Below are 17,465 nucleotides of genomic sequence, written 5' to 3' on the forward strand. Positions count from 1 at the left end.
CAAACTCATACCGATTACTAATAGATTTTACTACTTTAGTGCGGATAAAATAAAATCAAAACTGGTCAAAGAAACCACTTCGCTTGGGAGAAGCGATTGAATGAGTTCATCCACTTTTTTACGTAGTTCATCTAGGGTTTTTAAATTGATCCAACACAATTGATCTTTCATTGATTGCCAAACACGCTCAATGGGGTTCACATCGGGACTGTAAGGCGGTTGGAATAATAAGACGACATTATCGGGGATTACGAGTTTTTTGGCAGAATGAAAGCGACCGTTATCCAATTAAATTACGTTGAGGCTGTGCGGATAAGTTTTAGAAAATTCATTCAAAAACCACTGAAAGCAATCAGCATCTAAATGGGAAAATTCTAAAAAGAAGTTTTCGCCACTCAGTGGCTCAATGGCACCATAGAGCCAAAATGATTGAAAGGTCCATTGAACTGGACCAACTGGCTTAATCCCCAGTGCGGTGATGACCCGCCGGGTGATCGTTTTTAATCCAAAGCGACTTTCATCTTGGCACCAATACCGTAAAGGCCGGACCGCTTCATTTTCAACTTGCTGAAGGATATCAATTAATTCAAGTTGTCGTGGAAGTTTTTTTTAAAAGAAACCACCGCCTCTTCATGGCGATGAACGCTCGTTGGCCGCGCCACTTTAAGTTTTGCTTTGAGTTGATAACGAACGACTTGATGCACTGTTGAATAAGGAATATCGACCTCGTATTCCTGGAGAAGCCACTGCTGGATTTGTCCGTAACTATGAAATCCATGAGTCGGATCGTCCAGACGGCGCTGGAGTGCCTCTCTCATAGCTTCGGTAATTCTCGAACGACGGCCGCCATGATAATTCCACTGCAACAGCCCGATTAAGCCTTGGGTACGATATACTTTGAGCCACTTGACAATGACGGATTTCGATCGCCCTAAATGATCGGCTAACTCTTGTAAAGAATGAAAAATCTCACTTTTAATCCAATATAGAATTTGTAATCGCTCTCGAAACTTGGCGTGAGTTTGTTCATTCATTATGCGCTTTAGTTCTTCGGAGGATTCGTGGATTTCGACTTGTAATGAGCGGCTCATGACTGGATCAATAAAAGTAGGTTAAATGAGTATGATAACAAAATCTAATCATAAATGGTATCATGCCCTACAATAAACTCCAACTGTCTATCAGTATGATACTGAACGTTATCGTGGACTTGTTTGGGTATTTCACCTCTAGGGTCTAGGTCAAAATCAAGCGCTTCACTTTGAAGCATTGTTCTAATCGCAATTTTTATTGCTGCACTTCTAACATCTTGGGGTACTTCTGCATCACCATGAGCTAGGATTGCTAGATTCATAAAATACAAGAAGTATCTTAATGATTCAGATATCGTGATTATATTTCCAAACTCTGTCTTTTCAATTTGACCATTCGGCTTATTGCAAAATACAAACCCGGCCGTTAACTCCTTTGCTGCTGTGTAATCTTCATCTGCTAAGTGTTCGACATAGTTCTCAAATGGCTTGGTGTCAAAATAGTCATTGAAACACCAGCTTTCTCCTGCATCGGCCATCCTTCGCCTAAATACACGGTAAATTCTTACATGATCAACAGTAGCGTCAGCTCTAATTTTCAGTAGATAGTCACTAGCGGATGAAACATTGGGTAGTGTCCCTCAGTTTCCGTGATGAGCTTCAGGCCAACCGGGGAACAATTTTTCAAGATGGGGGCATTCTGCCCAATACAGCGGTGAGACCCGATACGATAACAGCTCCCGGGTGGTCCAGATGTGATGGGTCACGCCGGCCGCCATCGCAGGCGTGATGGAACACCATCGACGGGGAGAACCCGATCCGCGCGTCGGCTCGGTGACCGGCAACGAGCGGCGCAAGCTGTCATGGGGTAACACCAAATGGTAGTAGGCCAACGACAACCACAACTGTTTTTCGAACCAAGACAAGTTCTTGGAGAACCCGTTGGTGCGACGGGTCAGGCGGCGGTTCTGCTGCCGCTGGGTCAGGTTGTCCCGCTCGACGAAACTGGTATTGATGGTTTGACTGACGGGCGATTGGGCCAGTCGCGCCGCGACGGTCGCCCGGTCCCCAAAAACGACTTGAGTGGAGATCGCGGTGATACGCCCACCCCTTCGATGCTTGATCACTTGGGCATACAGCAGATCGGCATGCGGTCGCCGGCGGGGTTTGGGATGCGGGCCGCGCGTCCCGCAGCGGGGCGGACAGTACCATTCCCCATACATGTTCAACAACGCTTGCGTATAAGCAGGCCATTGATCGCTGGTAAAAAAGGGCACGGTTTCATCGGTCACCGACGCCACTTGTTCCACCAGCCGGTCGGCCTGGGTTTGATCATGTTTGCCGATGACAAACCCCAATATCAGGCGCCAGACCGGCGCAAACGCCAACCACACCCAAGCGTCGCCATAGGTCTCGACATACTCCTTGGCGCCAGGCAAGTTTTCTTGTTTGGTATGGATAAAGCTCCACAATTCATCCAATTGGCATTCGGTGACCGGCAAGTTTCGCCACAAGGACAGCACGACCGCCCGGCATTGCCGGGCACCTCGATCCAGCCAAGCGCAAACCGTGTCCTTATCCACTTCGACGATGCGCGCGGTGGCCCGCAGCGAATTCCCCTCGGCCAGCGCGCGCAGGGCGGTCTCAAATTGCACCGGATCGGCTTCCAGCCCATAGTAAGCCGTCCCATAACGCAAGGTCACCGTACTCCCGCAGCTCCGGCAGCGCGCCTGAGGTTCGCCTCGACTGCTGCCATTGCGTACTAACCCACCAGTTTTAAAAGGTTTTCCGTAGTGCTCGCACCGTTCATTCGGACAATACAACGTTTCCCAGTCCATGCCGACCTCCTCGATGGAACCATGACCGCCATCGAGAATGCCAACTTGTCACTAAAATGGGAAAGCTCATCACGGAAACTGAGGGACACTACCAAACATTGAATATGCGCTCAATTTCCTCATGAGTGCATAGCGACATGTAAAATCCCTTCGCAATAGTTTCTTGATCTATGTCCATGCCTTTGTATTTCTAACAAGTGATTATGTTGTTCCGTATATCCTGCGCCATGGCAAGATATACGGAGAATAGAAGCTGCCTATACCACAAGGCAGGTTCCCAAAATATCTCTAATCTCTACGCCATAGCAAACGCCTGAACCGGTCAACCGTAACCGACTGATCGAGTGAGCTTGCCGTCCTTCTCCGCCCGGCCACAGCCTCGGGAGTCAGCCTCCGGTGCCCCGCTCGGAGCACCCTCCCGTGACATGATCATGACAAACTTCATTGTCACAATTCAAGTGACTGTTTTTTAGTAAAATCGTCCTGGAATGATGGGGTAAAAGGATACGTTTCTCGTTCGATAAATCTCAAGAATGATACTCCATTGCATTGTTCGTCGGCGCTGCCATGCCTCAAGGGGCGAGAGAGCCTTCCACCATCTGCTCATGCCACAGCAGGAAGGTGACGAGCATCCACAGTTTCAAACCGTGGCGCAGACCGGGGACGCCTTCCATTTCGTAATTCAGCAAGCGTTCCACATAGTCCGGGTTGAACAGCCCGCCGCGCCGAATTTGTGAACGGGATAGCAGTTTTCTCCCATAACGGCGCATGTCGCCCTGAAACCAGAACCGCACCGGCACCATCATTCCCGATTTGGGCCGGGCGATGATCGCTTCCGGCACCCAATCCCGCACCGCCTGCTTGAGCACGCTTTTTTCCACCGCGCCCGCCAGTTTCGCGCCCGGCGGACAGGCCATGCTGGTTTCGATGATCCGCCGCGAGAACAGCGGCGGCAGCGCCAGCAGGCCATGCGCCGAACTCATCTTTTCCACCTTAACCAGAATCAGATTGGCGCCCTTGAGCCGGATGTTGATGCTCATCAGCTTGTTGACGAAATCCCGCGGTTCGGGCTCGCGGAAATACGGGTCCAGCAAGGCAATCAGCGCCTCCTCGCCGCCGGCTTCCCGCAGCAGCGCCGGGTCCAGCAAGGCGCTCAAATCCTGATAGCAGCGCTGGAACGCCCGCAGATAATTGCGCTCCAGCCAGCCGGCGGGCGGCTCGCCCGGCAGGGGACCGTACAACCGGGCCAGTAGCATGGGGATGTTTTTCGGACCACCGAAACAGGGATCACCGCCTTCGCCGTTCAAGACCACGTCCGCGACCTGGGATGCCGCTTGCGCTAGCAGATAATTGGGCACGGTCACCGGGTCGCCGATGGGGTCGTCCAGCCGCCAGACGATCTCGCGCAGCCGTTCCAGGAAGCCGCCGGGACGGATTTCCAGCCAGTGGTGATCGGTGTGGTAGCGATCCACCATCAACTGCACGAACTCGTTTTCCCGGGCGTACTCCGCGCCGAAATGCGCCGAAAAGGTCGGGATGCGGACCTCCGGCAACTGCCGGGCGGCGACCGCCAGCACCGCGCTGGAATCGATGCCGCCCGACAGGAACACCGCCGGCGGTTGGTTCGGGCTGACCGCGAGGCACTCGGTCACCGATTGCTCCAGGGCGGCGCGCGTCAGGGCAGGGTAGTCCTGTGAGGGAGAATCGGGTGTCGTTTCCAGTTTTTCGAAGCGGAAATGCCGCCGTACCCGCGCTTGGCCGTGGCGGAAGCGCAGGAGGGAACCGGGCTGCAATTCCTCGATCCCCTCGAACATGGTGCCGGCGCCGGGGACGAAGCTGAACGTCAGGTATTCCGGCAGCGCGCCGGCGCGCATCCGGCGGGGCAGGGTGGGATCGGCGAACAGCGCCTTGATCTCGCTGGCGAACAGTAGCCGGCCCTGGTGGACGGTCCAGTACAGCACCTTTACGCCCGCATGATCGCGCAGCAGGTAAAAAGCATCGCCTAAGCTTGCGGCCAGCACGAAACAGCCGGTCAGTTGTTCCAGGTGGGGTTCGGGCGCATGACGCAGACTCGGTGCCGCCAGCAGCCGGTCCGCGCCATCGGTTGCGGCATCGCTCCGCGCCGCCCATTCATCCAGATTGAACAGCACGCCGCCATAACCGAGCAGCTCATGATCACGCCGGGCAAGCTGAGATTTCTGGTTCCAGGCAGCAATGCCGTGGCCGATTTCGGCGTGATGACCGGCGGTCTCGCTGGCCGTGCGTTCCCAGCCCAGCGGACAACGGTGGGCCAGCAACGTCGCCATGCGCGCCAGCAAACCGTCCGCCGGTGGCCCGCAATAGCCGAACAGGCAGGACATGGGGCTAAGGGTTTCCGGAATGCTCAGCCATAGTCGATCTCCACCTCGCTGCTGCTTGCCGCGTTCAGAACCTCCGGCGCGAGCAACAGCGCCCCCCCGACCAGCGCCGCGCTCAGCAGACCAATCAGCGGTTTCGGGCCGACGTAGTCCAGGGGAAGCCGATAGCCGGTGCGCAGCATTTCCGTCGGATTGCCGCCGAAAGCACCGTCGGATCGGGAGAGAGCCGGCGGCAGCCAGGGCAGGGTGGCTCCACGCTGCAATGCCGCCCTGGAGATACCCAGATCGCTCAGGCGCGTGCGCGCGAACCGCCATTTCGACTCGTCGGTCAGTTGCGCGGCGAGCGCGAACCCTTGCGTGGAGGCATCGTGGACCAGTTGCACCGGGGTGTCGGGATGATTGCGCAGGAATTCCCGACAGGCGGCGAACACCCGTTCCGGGTAGCCGGTGCGGCTGACCACGACCGCCTTGGCGGTCAGGTGGAAGCGGTTGCGGATCAGCATATCCACCAGATCGTCCCGCTCCACCACCAGAATCCGTTCGGGTGCGTAGTGCGGATCGTGCAGGTCGGGTGTCGCGGCTTGTTGTCGGAACGCCGTGCCGTCCGCCAGCGCCTGGATCGGATGGGCCTGATGGTATTTGTTGATAATCTCGCGGGCCTTGCCGAACGGCAGTTTGCTTTTTTCCCGCCGGCCCAGCCAGATCGCCAGAGGCAGAAGCACGGCGAGGATCAGCGCTCCGCCCCACCAGCGCCATTCATTGAATGCGATCAACCCGGCGATCACGCTCACGATGAGCGCGATGACGCCGCAGCCAACCGGCCCCAGCGTTTTTTTGCGCCAGAGCCGGCAGATTTCCAGGGCAAGTTGGGTGGCGGTAAACGATTGCTGCCCATTGTCGGACAGGCGCTGGATGATTTGCCGCAGGGTAAAGTCGCTGATCTCATCCTGTTTTTTGCGAAACACGAACTGATAGCGACACTGCTTGCAGCGGGTGCCGTCCTTGTATTTCTGGTTGTGTTTGCACTCGGGGCAGCGCATCGGTAACCCTCCCGGCGGTGGCTATAGGGTACCGAGTCTAGTGCGCTAAACTTTCAACTTCTCGACCAACAAGTCATTCACCTGCTGCGGATTGGCCTTGCCCTTGGACAGTTTCATCACCTGACCGACGAAGAAGCCAAACAGCTTGTCCTTGCCGGCGCGGTATTGGGCGAGTTGCTCGGGATTGGCGGCGATCACGTCGTCGATCACCTTTTCAATCGCTGAAGTATCGGTAATCTGCCGCAGACCACGTTGTTCGATGACCGCGTCGGCATCGCCTTCGCCAGCCCACATTGCCTCGAATACTTCCTTGGCGATCTTGCCGGAAATGGTTCGATCCTGAATCCGCCGCAGCAGGCCGGCCAGTTGCGCGGCACTGACCGGACTGTCGGCGATGTCCCGGTTGTCCTTGTTCAGAAACGCCGAAAAATCACCCATCACCCAGTTGGCGCACAGTTTGGGTTCGCCGCCCAGCGCCGCGACCGTCGCCTCGTAGTGGTCGGCCAGTTCGCGGCTGGTGGTGAGCACGCTGGCGTCGTAGGCGGACAGGCCGTACTGTTCCATGAACCGTTGCTTCTTGGCGTCCGGCAGTTCCGGCAACGCGGCGCGGGTGGCATCGATGAACGCGTCGTCCAGCACCAGCGGCAGCAGGTCGGGATCGGGGAAGTAGCGGTAATCGTTGGCTTCCTCCTTGCTCCGCATGGAACGGGTTTCACCCTTGTCCGGGTCGTAGAGCCGGGTTTCCTGCACCACCTTGCCGCCGGATTCGATCAGATCGATCTGCCGCTCGATCTCGAATTCGATCGCCCGCTCGACAAAGCGGAAGGAATTGAGATTCTTGATCTCGGCGCGGGTGCCGAACTTCGAGTCGCCCTTGGGTCGCACCGACACGTTGGCGTCGCAGCGGAACGAACCTTCCTGCATGTTGCCGTCGCAAATGCCGAGATAAACCACCAGTTGGTGCAGCTTCTTCATATACGCCACCGCCTCCTTGGCCGAGCGCATATCCGGCTCGGAGACGATTTCCAGCAGCGGCGTCCCGGCACGGTTCAGGTCGATCCCGGACCGACCGTGAAAATCCTCGTGCAGCGACTTGCCGGCGTCTTCCTCCAGATGGGCGCGGGTGATGCCGATCACCTTGCTGGAGCCGTCCTCCAGATCGATGGTCGTTTGGCCTTTCTGGACCACCGGCAGTTCGTACTGGCTGATCTGGTAGCCCTTCGGCAGGTCGGGATAAAAGTAGTTCTTGCGAGCGAACACCGAGTGGCGGGCCACTTCGGCGCCGATGGCCAGCCCGAGCATCGCCGCCATGCGTACCGCTTCCCGGTTCAGCACCGGCAGTACCCCCGGCAGGCCAAGGTCGATGGCGCAAGCCTGGGTGTTGGGCGCGGCGCCGTAGGCGGTGGAGGCCCCGGAGAAAATCTTGCTCTTGGTGGCGAGCTGGGCATGGATTTCCAGCCCGATCACAGTTTCCCATTCCATAAGATCGAAACCTTGCAAATTGAACGTCAAGCGAAGGCGGCGGGCGCGCGCAGGTGCCAGTCGGTGGCCTGCTGGTAGCGGTGCGCCGTATGCAACAAGCGGTCTTCGGCGAAGTAGTCGCCGATGAGCTGCAAGCCCACCGGCAACCCGGCGGCGAAGCCCACCGGTAGCGACAGGCCGGGCAGGCCGGCCAGATTGACCGCGATGGTGTAGATGTCCGACAGATACATGGTAATCGGATCGTCCACTTTCTCGCCCAGCTTGAAGGCCACGGTTGGCGAGGTCGGCCCCGCGATCACATCCACCCGTTCGAACGCCCGTTGAAAATCGTCGCTGATCAAGCGGCGGATCTGTTGCGCTTTCAGATAGTAAGCATCATAGTAACCGGCTGACAGCGCGAAGGTGCCGACCAGGATGCGGCGGGTGACCTCGGCGCCGAAGCCTTCGCCGCGCGAGCGGGTGTACAGGTCCAGCAAATCCTTCGGATTTTCGCAGCGGTGACCGTAGCGCACCCCGTCGAAGCGGGCCAGGTTGGAGGAACATTCCGCCGGGGCGATCACGTAATAGGCGGGAATCGCCAGCCGGCTGTTGGGCAGGCTGATTTCGACCGTCTCCGCGCCCAGTCTCCGGTACTCGGCAATGGCTTCTTCCACCACCTGAGCCACCGCGCCATCCAGGCCCTCGCCGAAATATTCTTTCGGCAGGCCGATCTTCAGGCCATCCAATGGCCGGTCGAGCAGGGCGGCGTAGTCGGGTACCGGCCGGTCGGCGCTGGTTGAGTCGCGCGGGTCGAAACCGGCCATCGCGCCCAGCAGCAGGGCGCAATCCTCGGCGCTGCGCGCCATCGGTCCGCCCTGGTCGAGGCTGGAGGCGTAGGCGATCATCCCCCAGCGCGAGACCCGGCCGTAGGTCGGCTTGAGGCCGGTGATGCCGCACAGCGCGGCCGGTTGACGGATCGAGCCGCCGGTGTCGGTGCCCGTCGCGCCGGGTGCGAGCCGACCGACCACGGCGGCGGCGGACCCGCCGGAGGAGCCGCCGGGCACCGCCTCCAGATCCCAGGGATTGCGCACCGGACCATGGAAGCTGGTTTCGTTGGACGAACCCATGGCGAACTCATCCATGTTGGTCTTGCCCAGCATCACCGCGCCGGCGGCGTTCAGTTTCTCGACCACGGTGGCGTCATAGGGCGCGATGAAGCGGTCCAGCATGCGCGAGCCGCAGGAAGTGCGGACTCCCTCGGTGCAGAAAATGTCTTTGTGGGCGATGGGGACGCCGGTCAGCGGCCCCGCTTCGCCACGGCGGCGGCGCTGGTCGGCGGCGCGCGCGCGGACCAGTGCTGCTTCGGCGGTGACGGTGATAAAGGCGTTCAGTTGGGGGTTGAACCGTTCCACGCGCTCCAGGAAAGCACGGGTCAGCTCTTCGCTGCTGAACTCGCCGGCGGCGAGGCCGGCGCTGAGTTGGGCGATGGTTTTCTCATGCATGGCAATGGGATCGGGGATCATTATCCAAAAACTCCCCGCCCTCCCTGAGGGAGAGCGAAGCGAGGGCGCGAAGCCGGGAGCGAGAGATCAGCTTCACTCAATCACCTTCGGCACCAGATACAACCCGGCTTCGACTTGCGGGGCGATGGCCTGGAAATGTTCGCGCTGGTCGGGTTCGGTGACCGCGTCGGGGCGCAGGCGTTGCGCCATGTCCAGCGGATGCGCCATCGGCGCGACGCCGGCCGTGTCGGCGGCATTCATCTGCGCCACCAGTTCAAGAATGGCGGACAGGTTGCGGGCGTGGGCCGGCACATCCTCGTCGCGGATGGCCAAGCGCGCCAGATGGGCGATTTTGGCGACTTCGGCGGGTCCCAGAGACATCGCGAGAATTCTCCTTGCAAGGGATCGAAGAAAACGGACGCGCAACCCTACCATAATTTGCCAGCTTGCTCCTAACCCCCCCGCTTGCTAGCATTAGCCGTTTCTGACGGATAGGACTTTCGACAACATGTTCAAATGGTTGCGGGGCAAGTTCTCCAACGATCTCTCGATCGATCTGGGGACCGCTAACACGTTGATTTATGTTCGGGGAGGCGGCATTGTCCTCAACGAACCCTCGGTGGTCGCCATCAATCAGGACCCGGTGCGAGGGATTCGCACCATCGCGGCGGTGGGTACGGACGCCAAGCGGATGCTGGGCCGCACACCCAACAATCTTTCCACCATCCGGCCGATGAAAGACGGTGTGATCGCCGATTTCACCGTCACCGAGAAGATGCTGCAACACTTTATCCGCAAAGTGCATTCCCGCAAGTTTCTCAATCCCAGTCCGCGCGTCCTGATCAGCGTGCCCTGCGGTTCCACCCAGGTGGAGCGGCGGGCGATCCGCGAATCGGCGATGGGCGCCGGCGCGCGGGTGGTGTACCTGATTCCCGAGCCGATGGCGGCGGCGATCGGCGCTGGCATCCCGGTCGAGGAAGCGCGCGGAGCGATGGTGCTGGACATCGGCGGCGGTACCTCGGAGGTGGCGGTCATCTCGCTGAACGGCATCGTCTACGCCGGCGCGGTGCGGGTCGGCGGCGACCGCTTCGACGAAGCCATCATCAGCTACGTGCGCCGCAATTTCGGCGTACTGATCGGCGAGCCCACCGCCGAGCGCATCAAGCATGAGATTGGCAGCGCCTACCCCACTTCGGAAGTGCGCGAAATCGAGATTAAGGGCCGCAATCTGGCCGAGGGCGTGCCGCGCAGCTTCACCCTCAACAGCAACGAAATCCTCGAAGCCTTGCAGGAGCCGCTGTCGGGCATCATCAGCGCGGTGAAAATGGCGCTGGAGACCACGCCGCCGGAGCTGGCGGGCGACGTGGCCGAGCGCGGTATCGTGCTCACCGGTGGCGGCGCGCTGATGCGGGATATCGACAAGCTGATCATGGAGGAGACCGGCCTGAACGTAGTGATCGCCGAGGATCCGCTCACTTGCGTGGCGCGCGGCGGCGGCCGGGTGCTGGAGCTGATCGCCAAGGACGAACACGCCGTCGAAGCGTTCGCCATCGAATAGCGGTTGGTCGCCCTCAAACCCAGCAGGCGGTTCCGCTACTTGTTCACGGTCAACCCCACGGCGACTCTCCGGCTCGGACTGTGGGTAGCGCTGTCGATCGTCATCATGACGGTGGATCACCGCTATCACTATCTCGACGGCGCGCGCGATGTCCTGGCCACGGCGATCTACCCGCTACAGTATCTGGCGCGCCTGCCGAGCGACCTCAGAACTTGGCTGGCCGAAAATCTGGTCGGTCGCGGCACCTTGCTGGATGAGAACGCCCGCCTGCGCGAAAAGCAGGTGTTTTTCAACGTCCAACTGCAGAAGCTGACCACGCTGGAGGCGGAAAACCGCCGACTGCGTTCCCTGCTGGAATCGGCGGTCAATACCCCGGAGCGGGTGCTGATCGCCGAACTGCTGGCGGTGGATTTCGATCCGTACCGGCATCACATTCTGCTCAACCGCGGGCGCCAGCATGGCATTTACGTCGGCGAGCCGGTACTCGACCAGCATGGCATCGTCGGCCAGATCGTCCGGGCCGATCCCTTTACCGCCACGGCCATCCTCATCACCGACCCCAACCACGCCCTGCCGATTCAGATTGACCGCACCGGGGTTCGCACCCTGGCTTTGGGTACCGGCAACTTTCAGGAGCTGGAACTGCCCCATATTCCCAACAATGAAGACGTGAAAGTGGGTGACCTGTTGGTGACTTCCGGTCTGGGCGGGCGATTTCCGCGCGGTTATCCGGTGGGCAAGGTGGTAAAAGTGGAATTCGATCCCGGTAGTCCGTTTGCCCACATCGTCGCCCGGCCGCTCGCGGCGCTGGATCGAATCCGCGAGGTGATGTTGCTGGAGAACGAATCGGGCGTGTCGGAATCGCCTGTGCCCGCCATGGCCGAACGCTCCGCTCCACCCCACTCGCCATGAGCACGCTTCGCCCCACCGGCGGTGGGATCATGGCCTTGAGCCTGCTGCTGGCGTTTCTGTTGTCCACCATCCCCTTGCCGGGTGGGTTGGATCGTTTTCGGCCCGATTGGGTGGCGATGGTGCTGATCTACTGGTGCATGGCATTGCCGCATCGGGTTGGGCTCGGAATGGGTTGGCTGGTCGGGTTGTTGCTGGACGTGGCGCGGGGCGCGCTGTTGGGCCAATATGCCTTGGCCCTGGCGGTCGTGGCCTATCTGACGTTGCAGACTTACCGGCGCGTCCGGGTGGCGCCGCCCTGGCAGCAGGCGTTCAGCATCCTGCTCTTTCTGTTGGTCGAACAACTTCTGGTATTCTGGATCAGTGGAGTGATCGGCTACCCGCCGCGTGACTGGTGGTACTTGGCGCCCGCGCTGGGCGGCATGGTGATGTGGCCTCTGTTGTTCGTGATCCTGCGCGATGTTCGTCGTTATTTCCAAGTCACCTGAGAGCCCGGCAAGGCGACCATGAAAACCTGGCAACCGTTTGCCAAGCCCGCCACCGGTGAACCGCTGGCTCGGGAAAAGGACAACACCGCCGAGAGCGAGCTGTTTTTCCGTCGCGCCCTGGTGCTGCTATTCGCGGTGTTTCTGGGCTTCCTGGCCGTGGCGGGCCGATTGGTCTACCTGCAAGTGCTCAAGCACGAGCGCTTCACCACCCTGTCCGATAGCAATCGGGTCCGCTTGCAGCCGCTGCCGCCGACCCGCGGCTTTATCTTCGACCGTAACGGGGTGCTGCTGGCCGACAATCTGGCTTCCTATCACCTGGAAATCACCCACGAGCAGGTCAAGGATCTGGACGCGACTCTGGTGAAACTGCGTCAGCGCATCGAGCTCACCGACGCCGACATCGAGCGCTACCGCAAGCTGGCCCGCCGCGTGCCACCCTACACTGGCGTGCCGCTGCGCTTTCGTCTGAGCGACGAGGAAATCGCCCGGTTGGCGGTCGATCTGTACCGCTTGCCGGGCGTGGACATCAAGGCCGATCTGACCCGTCGCTATCCGCTCGGGCCGCTGGCCGTTCACGCCATTGGCTATGTCGGGCGGATCGACGAGAACGAGCTGCGTCGACTCGACCCTGGCCAGTACAGCGGCAGTACCCATATTGGCAAGACCGGCGTGGAGCGATCCTACGAGGAGTTGCTGCGTGGACGCACCGGCTGGCAACAGGTCGAAACCAACGCCGAGGGTCGTCCGCTGCGAGTTCTCAGCCGTACCCCGCCGGTGCCGGGTCAGCATATCTACCTCAGCATCGACGTGCGCTTGCAGGCGGTGGCGGAAAAGGTGCTGGAAGACTACAACGGCGCCATCGTCGCCCTCGACCCGCGCAACGGCGAGATACTGGCGCTGGCCAGCCAGCCGACCTACGATCCCAACCCCTTCGTCAACGGCATCGACTTCGCCTCCTACCGCCTGCTCAACACCTCCAAGGACCGGCCGCTGCTCAATCGTGCCCTGCGCGGGATCTATCCGCCCGGTAGCACCATCAAGCCGCTGATGGCGCTGGCCGGGCTGGAATACGGGGAAGTCAACCGCTATAGCGGGGTGTTTTGTCCGGGGTTCTACCGGCTGCCTGGCTCCAGCCACAAGTTCCGCGATTGGCGACGTGGCGGTCATGGCCACGTCAACCTGGATCGGGCCATTGCTCAATCCTGCGACGTTTATTTTTACAGTCTGGCCTTCAATCTGGGCATCGATCGCATTCATGAATTTCTGGATCGATTCCATCTGGGGCGACCGACGGGTGTCGATCTGCCGGGAGAAAAGAGCGCACTGTTACCGTCTCAGGAATGGAAGCGCCGGGTTCGCAAGCATGCGTGGTTCGCGGGCGACACCATCAGCGTCGGGATCGGACAGGGCTATTTTTTGACGACGCCGCTGCAACTCGCGCATGCCACGGCGGTGATTTCCCAACGAGGGACCGATTTCAAGCCGCGTGTTCTGCTGGCCACCGAAGACCCCGGTACTCGGGTCAAGACGCCGGAAGTCCCACGGTCGCTGCCGCCGGTGACGCTCAAGAACCCCCAGTTCTGGGATACGGTGATCGCTGGCATGATCCATGTGGTGGAAGGAGGTACCGCCCATCGTATCGGTGCGGGCGCCAAGTATCGTATCGCCGGTAAGACGGGTACCGCCCAGGTATTCACCGTGGGTCAGAACGAACGTTACAATGCCAAACGGTTGGCCCGACATTTACTGGATCATGCCCTGTTCGTGGCCTTCGCGCCGGCCGATGATCCGCGCATCGCGGTGGCGGTGATCGCCGAACACGGCGGCGGTGGCAGCAAAACCGCCGCGCCGATGGCGCGCAAGGTCATGGACGCCTATCTGCTCGATAAGTACGACCAACCCGCCGCCGATGGGGCACGGGACACCCAGGGAGACGCCCGGCGAGATGGATCGGAGTAATGAAGGCAAGTTCCTCAGGCTGATTCATCTGGACCTGACATTGCTGCTGGGGTTGTTGGCGATATCGGGCACGGGGCTGGTGGTGTTGTACAGCGCCGGTCAGCGCGATCTGGAGCTGGTGACCGGCCAGGCCATGCGGCTGGGCCTGGGATTTGCCATCATGCTGGCCCTGGCACAGGTGCCGCCGCATTATTTCCGCTTCTGGTCGCCGTGGATTTATCTGACCGGAATCCTGCTGTTGCTGGCGGTCATGGTGGCCGGCGATGTCTCCAAGGGCGCGCGGCGTTGGCTGGATTTGGGCGTGCTGCGGTTTCAACCCTCGGAGATCATGAAGCTGGCGGTGCCGATGATGATGAGCTGGTACTTCGCCAACAAACCACTGCCACCGCGGTTGTGGCATTTGCTGGGCGGGGTGTTGATTACCGGGGTGCCGTTTCTGTTGATCGCCAAACAGCCGGATCTGGGCACGGCGCTGGTGGTGGGCTGCGCCGGGGCGTTCGTGCTGTTTCTCGCCGGACTAAGCTGGACCATCCTGCTCGGTCTGGTCACGACGCTGGGTGCCGCGGTGCCGCTGTTCTGGACTTTCACCATGCACGACTACCAGCGCCAGCGGGTGCTGACCTTCCTTGATCCGGAAAGCGACCCGCTGGGGGCCGGCTATCACATCATTCAATCCAAGATCGCTATCGGTTCGGGTGGCATCTACGGCAAGGGTTGGCTGAATGGCACCCAGTCGCATCTGGATTTCCTGCCGGAAGGTTCGACCGACTTCATCTTCGCCGCGTTCTCGGAGGAGTTTGGCCTGGTGGGCGGCTGCCTGCTGTTGACGCTGTATTTCTTCGTCATCACCCGTTGCCTGTATATGGCGACCCATACTCCGGATACTTATACCCGGCTGCTGGCCGGCAGTCTGACACTGATTTTCTTCATCTACGCCTTCGTCAACTCCGGAATGGTTTCCGGCCTGTTGCCGGTGGTGGGGTTGCCGCTGCCGCTGTTCAGCTATGGGGGAACATCCCTAGTGACGATCATGGCCGGCTTCGGTATCCTGATGAGCGTCTATTCGCACCGCCGGACCCCGACGCGGTAATCGCTACCACGACCAACGACGAGATCTGCGCGTGAAGAGCCCGTTTTTGCTTGGTGTCACCCTGTTGTTGAACGCTTGTGCATCGTCGTCACCGCCAGCGGTGACAATTCCCCGATTACCGGAAGTTTCGAGGGTTACGATACCAAGTGCCTCTCGGCCCGTGCCCCCGCCAATGATGGTGGCCAGCTCAAGTGTCCGGATCCCCGCGGATTCCTTGGCCAATCGGGCCGATGTACAAGCTTTTATCCAGGAAATGGCTAACCGGCATCGTTTCGATGTCGATTATCTTCTGACGGTTTTCAGTCGAGCCAAAGTCAAACCCAGCATCATTTCCGCCATGTCCCGGCCGGGCGAGGCCAAGCCCTGGTATGCCTACCGGGATATTTTCGTCAATTCCAACCGTATCCGGGGCGGTGTGCGGTTTTGGCGGGCCAACGCGGCGGCGCTGGCCCAGGCCGAACGGATTTACGGCGTGCCGCCGGAAATCGTGGTGGCCATCATCGGCGTGGAAACCCAGTACGGCGGCAACATGGGCAGTTTCCGGGTTCTGGAGGCACTGTCCACCCTGGCGTTCGACTATCCCCGGCGCGCCGCCTATTTCCGCAAGGAACTGGAGAACTACCTGCTGCTGACCCGGCAGGAAGGCATCGATCCGCTGACTCTGCGCGGGTCCTATGCCGGGGCCATGGGACTGGGCCAGTTTATGCCGAGCAGTTTCCTGTCCTATGCGGTGGACTTCGACGGCGACAGCCACCGCGATATCTGGCGCAATCCCCGCGATGCGATTGGCAGTGTCGCCCATTATTTCCAGCGTCACGGCTGGCGAGCCGGCGAGCCAGTCGCGGTGCCGGCACGGGTGAGCGGTACCCGCTACCCCGCGCTGGTCAGTCAGCGGCTGAGCCCGCCCAGGGACAGCGTCGCCAGTCTGCAAGCCCAAGGCATTGCGCCCGAGGCATCGGTCAGCGGAGCGCAGGCCGCGATGCTGCTGGAGTACCAGGGGCGCGATGGCCCGGAGTACTGGCTGGGTTTCGATAATTTTTACGTGATTACCCGCTACAACCACAGCCGTTTGTATGCCATGGCGGTATACCAGCTCGGTCAGGAAATCCGCGAGCAACACGCCTTTTATCCCGGCGCCGTTCAGCCGGAACGCGTCGTTCGCGCTGACTGAATTTTTCCGACAATAACCTGAAAACAACCGCATCGGCCTCGGCACGGACTAGTTGTTGCCCGGTGCAAGGGAGAATTTATGGCGAAATCCTGGAGCCAGGCCTTGCTGTTGACATCGCTGGCGGGCACGCTAATCGGTTGCGGTACCATCCCCGATCGGCCGGTAAACATACGGTCTGTCGGGACCAGCCTCGACACCGCTCCAAGCGGAGACGAGCCGATCCCGCGGGCCGAACCTCCCAGCCGTGGCGGGAACGCCGATAGCTATGTGGTTTTTGGCCGGCGTTACCGGGTCCGGGAAACCAGCGAGGGCTATCGGGAGGACGGCACTGCCTCCTGGTACGGCGAGGATTTTCACGGCCGCAAGACTTCCAGCGGCCCGTTGTACGATATGTACGAGCTGACCGCCGCGCACAAGAGTCTGCCATTGCCGACTTACGTGCGGGTGACTAATCTGGAGAACAGCCGCAGCATCGTGGTCAAAGTCACCGATCGCGGCCCGTTCGTCTCCGGGCGGATTATCGATCTTTCCTACGCCGCTGCCTTGCGGCTCGATATGCTGGAGCGGGGGACCGCTCTGGTGGAAGTGGCCGCGTTGGAGCCGTACCAGCATCTACCGGAACTGGCGGCTCGGCGCGCGGCGGAGCGGGAGCGGTTGGCCGCGGCGGCGGAGCGGAAAGCGCAACGGCTGGCGGTCGCCACGCCGGCCACCAGAACGGAACCGCGAGCTAAACCCGCCGCCACCGTGCGGCTGGCGTCCGCCGCGCCGATCGCGAAGAGCAAGCGCGCGTCGGTGGAGCGCCGCGCCGCGCCGGTCGGCAAGAACAACGGTACGTTGTATCTGGTGGGCACGGTCAGCGGCGCGCACGGCAATCCTCCTCGCCAGTTGCAGAATCGTTTGGCCAGCCAGTTGCAACGTAGCGTGCGGGTGGAATCCACCGCCGGTAGCCGTTACCAGGTGCGGGTGCCGCTGCGCGATTCGAGTGAGGCCCGACAGGTGGCGGTGCGGCTGACCAGTTTGGGAATCAGCCATTCGCGCGTCGTCGCCGATTGAGCCTCACG

14 protein-coding genes and 1 pseudogene are annotated in these 17,465 nt (G+C 60.4%); 7 read left to right on the plus strand and 8 right to left on the minus strand.

Annotation, left to right across the window (positions count from 1 at the left end; genetic code table 11):
• Nucleotides 1–30: 30 nt before the first annotated feature.
• From IPM89_04800 to gatC, 8 genes and pseudogenes are all read right to left on the minus strand, one after another.
• Nucleotides 31–1,091, minus strand: a pseudogene (locus IPM89_04800) (IS630 family transposase).
• Nucleotides 1,092–1,135: 44 nt separating this feature from the next.
• Complete coding sequence (locus IPM89_04805; GenBank protein ID QQS55139.1) at nucleotides 1,136–1,570, minus strand: hypothetical protein; 435 nt, start codon at nucleotides 1,568–1,570, stop codon at nucleotides 1,136–1,138.
• Between the two features lie 102 nt (nucleotides 1,571–1,672).
• Entirely contained in the window at nucleotides 1,673–2,734 is a 1,062-nt protein-coding gene (locus IPM89_04810) for a helix-turn-helix domain-containing protein (protein QQS55140.1), read from the minus strand.
• 707 nt (nucleotides 2,735–3,441) lie between these two features.
• Nucleotides 3,442–5,229, minus strand: coding sequence for an asparagine synthase (locus IPM89_04815; protein ID QQS55141.1), 1,788 nt, complete (start codon nucleotides 5,227–5,229; stop codon nucleotides 3,442–3,444).
• A gap of 23 nt (nucleotides 5,230–5,252) precedes the next feature.
• Nucleotides 5,253–6,266, minus strand: a complete 1,014-nt coding sequence (locus IPM89_04820; GenBank protein ID QQS55142.1) for a hypothetical protein — start codon at nucleotides 6,264–6,266, stop codon at nucleotides 5,253–5,255.
• Between the two features lie 45 nt (nucleotides 6,267–6,311).
• A complete protein-coding gene (gene gatB, locus IPM89_04825; protein QQS55143.1) occupies nucleotides 6,312–7,748 on the minus strand; it encodes an Asp-tRNA(Asn)/Glu-tRNA(Gln) amidotransferase subunit GatB in 1,437 nt (478 codons plus the stop codon).
• Between the two features lie 26 nt (nucleotides 7,749–7,774).
• Complete coding sequence (gene gatA, locus IPM89_04830; GenBank protein QQS55797.1) at nucleotides 7,775–9,229, minus strand: Asp-tRNA(Asn)/Glu-tRNA(Gln) amidotransferase subunit GatA; 1,455 nt, start codon at nucleotides 9,227–9,229, stop codon at nucleotides 7,775–7,777.
• A gap of 93 nt (nucleotides 9,230–9,322) precedes the next feature.
• The gene (gatC, locus tag IPM89_04835) at nucleotides 9,323–9,610 is read right to left on the minus strand and encodes an Asp-tRNA(Asn)/Glu-tRNA(Gln) amidotransferase subunit GatC (GenBank protein ID QQS55144.1); all 288 of its coding nucleotides are present in this window, start codon (nucleotides 9,608–9,610) and stop codon (nucleotides 9,323–9,325) included.
• A 127-nt stretch (nucleotides 9,611–9,737) separates the two neighbouring features.
• Between gatC and IPM89_04840 the strand changes: the two genes are divergently transcribed.
• From IPM89_04840 to IPM89_04870, 7 genes are all read left to right on the plus strand, one after another.
• Nucleotides 9,738–10,787 (plus strand): rod shape-determining protein, encoded by a 1,050-nt coding sequence (locus tag IPM89_04840; GenBank protein ID QQS55145.1) that lies wholly within the window; start codon nucleotides 9,738–9,740, stop codon nucleotides 10,785–10,787.
• 39 nt (nucleotides 10,788–10,826) lie between these two features.
• Complete coding sequence (gene mreC, locus IPM89_04845; protein QQS55798.1) at nucleotides 10,827–11,699, plus strand: rod shape-determining protein MreC; 873 nt, start codon at nucleotides 10,827–10,829, stop codon at nucleotides 11,697–11,699.
• The gene (gene mreD / locus IPM89_04850; GenBank protein ID QQS55146.1) at nucleotides 11,696–12,184 is read left to right on the plus strand and encodes a rod shape-determining protein MreD; all 489 of its coding nucleotides are present in this window, start codon (nucleotides 11,696–11,698) and stop codon (nucleotides 12,182–12,184) included. The genes mreC and mreD overlap by 4 nt, the downstream gene beginning before the upstream one ends.
• Before the next feature lie 18 nt (nucleotides 12,185–12,202).
• Nucleotides 12,203–14,143, plus strand: coding sequence for a penicillin-binding protein 2 (gene mrdA / locus IPM89_04855; protein ID QQS55147.1), 1,941 nt, complete (start codon nucleotides 12,203–12,205; stop codon nucleotides 14,141–14,143).
• Entirely contained in the window at nucleotides 14,130–15,233 is a 1,104-nt protein-coding gene (gene rodA / locus IPM89_04860) for a rod shape-determining protein RodA (protein ID QQS55148.1), read from the plus strand. Before mrdA ends, rodA begins: the two co-directional genes overlap by 14 nt.
• A gap of 172 nt (nucleotides 15,234–15,405) precedes the next feature.
• The gene (mltB, locus tag IPM89_04865; GenBank protein ID QQS55149.1) at nucleotides 15,406–16,404 is read left to right on the plus strand and encodes a lytic murein transglycosylase B; all 999 of its coding nucleotides are present in this window, start codon (nucleotides 15,406–15,408) and stop codon (nucleotides 16,402–16,404) included.
• Nucleotides 16,405–16,482: 78 nt separating this feature from the next.
• Nucleotides 16,483–17,457 (plus strand): septal ring lytic transglycosylase RlpA family protein, encoded by a 975-nt coding sequence (locus IPM89_04870; protein QQS55150.1) that lies wholly within the window; start codon nucleotides 16,483–16,485, stop codon nucleotides 17,455–17,457.
• Nucleotides 17,458–17,465: the final 8 nt, after the last annotated feature.

The organism is Candidatus Competibacteraceae bacterium (assembly GCA_016699715.1).
Taxonomy (GTDB): Bacteria; Pseudomonadota; Gammaproteobacteria; order Competibacterales; family Competibacteraceae; genus Competibacter.